At 71.2% G+C, this 2,672-nt stretch carries 1 pseudogene; it reads right to left on the minus strand.

Annotated elements, in window-relative coordinates:
* A pseudogene (locus tag DQW06_RS24905) lies at window positions 1–2,672 on the minus strand (hypothetical protein); the annotation flags it as partial.

Here is a 2,672-nt window from a genome sequence, read left to right on the forward strand (position 1 = left end):
CTCCTTCCGTCCCGGCGGCGGGTGCTCCGCCCTCGGAGCCCGTGAGGATGCTGTTGCCGTTCCCCAGCTCGGTCGTGCCGTTCCCCAGGGCGGTGGAGAGGTCGTTCGCGGCATCGCTTGCGGCACGGGCCTCCCGGTCAGCGGTGTCCGCGGCGTCGGAGGCGCGCTGGACCCGCGCGTCCACGGTGTCCGTGTCCCGGACGGAGGTGTCGGGCTCCGGGGCGACGAGGTTCAGTTCCGCACGGAAGCGGTCGGCCAGTGCCTGGCTCGGTCCCGTGGGCGCGGGCGCCGGGTCCGGTGGCGGGGTCACGGTGATGGTCGGCTGGGGCGCGCTGGTGGTCGTGGTGGCGCCATCGGTGTTGTCGATGGTCGTGGTGTTTTCGGAAGTGACCCCTGTGACGACGGCAGTGCTGTCGGTGCCGGTGGTCGTGTCTCCGGTCGTGCTGGTGGTCGAGGTGGTGTTGGCGGGGGCCGGCGCACGGGTCGTCGTCCCCCCGCTCGTGTCACCGCTCGACGGGCGCCCGGGGGGAACGGTGCCGCCGTTCGTCCCCTGGCCGAGGCCCCCCAGAGCGGTGCGCGTGTCGTTCAGGGTCTGGATCAGGGCCTTGATCTTCTGGTTGAAGCTGGCCAGCGCCTTCGTGTACTCCTTCTCCTGGTCCTCGTAGGCCTTCCTGGCGCTCTGCTCGTCCGGCTTGTCGGCGTACTTCTGGGCCAGGCCCTCCATCGGGGCCCGGGTGTCGGCGTACTCGGCCTCCGCCTTGCTGAACTCCTCCTGCGCCTTGTGGATGCCGTCCTTGACGGGTCCCAGGCCCTTGACCTGGTCCGGAGTGAGGAAGCCCATCGCGATCGCGTCGGCCTCCGAGTACCACTTGGCCATCCGGATCGTGGTCTGGTCCACGATCCATCGGGTGGGCCGGGAGTGGAGCGGGGTCTGCGGAAGGCTCGGGTCGTTCAGGTGGAAGGCGGCGGGCGCCGTGAGCTTGCTGCCCGCGGCGAACGCCCAGGTGACGTCGTGCTCCACGAGGTAGAAGGGCCCCTGGCGGAGCTGGTCCGACTCCTGGTAGCCCTTGACGGTCTGGTTGGAGCCCGACGAGGCCCCGTGGGACGAGCCGGTGTTCGCGGCCGCCGCGCCGGTGTAGATGCCCTCGTGGCGGTCGTAGACGGGACTCTCGGTGCTTATCCCCGCGGGGCGGAACCCGCCGCCGAAGCCCTGGCCTCCGCCGTGGGAGCTGCCGGAGCTGTCCGTCCGGGGCCGGACGCGGGAGTCGCTGAGCTGGCCGTCCGGCCGCGCGTCCAGGATCTTCGCACCGCGGGTGCTCGGCAGGGCCTTGGCGCCCCACTCGGTGTGGTTGCTCCGCACCACCCTGTCGATCCACCCGGGGAGTTCGATGTCCTTGAAACTCACCCCCTCGGGATCGAGCGAGGCCGACGGGTCCATCGCCTTGATGGCCTCGTCGCTGAGGCTGGCGTCGATCTCGTTGTAGACCGGGTCCAGTCCGTAGACGTCGGCGAGGTGGGCCCGCGCCGCGTTCGCCGTCTCCTCGGTCGACTTCCCCTCGGGCGGCTTCCAGCCGGCGGACCGCGCGACGACGATGTTGGCCTGCTCGCGCAGCGCCTTTCCGTAGTCCTGCACCATGGTCGTCAGTGCGAGGGCGGAGTCGGTGCCGGGACGTGGACCCGCCTCACGGGTCCACGTGCGCAACGCGTCGGCCTGGGAGGCGTAGATGGGTGCTCCGGACCGCCGCGTCGTGCCGCTCCCGGTCCGGTCGTCGGCGGTGCCGGTGGTGTCGCCGCCTTCCGGTGCCGGAGCGGTGTTCCGGTCGGGCGGAGCGGTCCCGGTGGAGCCGGTGCCGTCCGTGGACGTGGTGACGGCGGGGGCCGGCGGAGGCGACAGCGTGTCGGTTCCGGTTCCCTGCGTGCCGCCTTCCAGGGTGTCCGCCGCCGGGGGGTCGAAGGTCATGTACGCGAGCGAGTACAGCGTGTCGACCCGTCCGCTGTCAGCGGTGACCTCGTAGGTCGATTTCGGCTTCCTGCCGCTCTCCCCGCCCTTGGGTTCGTCGAACTGGAGTTTGAGTTTGAGGGTCGTGTCCGTGCTGACCTTCGCGTACGGGGTTTTCAGGTGCAGCTCGATGGTGCGGGCGTCGTCCTGGGACTGCCCGGAGGAGCGCCCGTCGTTGCTGGACCCGGAGATCTCCCCGGCGGGGGTGGTGAACAGGGCGCGGTGTCCCGGCTGTCCGTCCGGCCCCTGGTCGTCCTGGGGATAGGGCGGAGGTATCAGCAGCGCGCCGTCCGAGCTCACCGTCCTGCTGGTCTCGTCGCTCCGCGAGTGCGCGTCGGTCGCCTTCACCGTGTGCGACTCGATGTAGTAGTCGGCCTGGTCGACGTGCGAGACCTTGGTGCTCTTCGGGTCCCTGATCAGTTCCACGTAGAGCTTCCCCGTGAAGCTCGAACGCTGCGGCCGCGGCTTCGAGTCCGGGGTGGGCTCCGGGCCCAGCGCGCGGACGTTGAGCGGCAGCGGGGCGGTGGGGTCCGGGTTCTGGGCCAGGTGCGTGGTCAGCTGCTTCAGCAGGGCCTCCCGGCCGCCGCCGAGCGTCAGCTCCAGTCCGTTCGAGGCGAGGGAGTCCACCAGGGCCTGGGCGGCGGCCTCGGGGTCGGCGGGCTGGATCTGCCTG

The organism is Nocardiopsis sp. TNDT3, assembly GCF_003427465.1.
Taxonomy (GTDB): Bacteria; Actinomycetota; Actinomycetes; order Streptosporangiales; family Streptosporangiaceae; genus Nocardiopsis; species Nocardiopsis dassonvillei.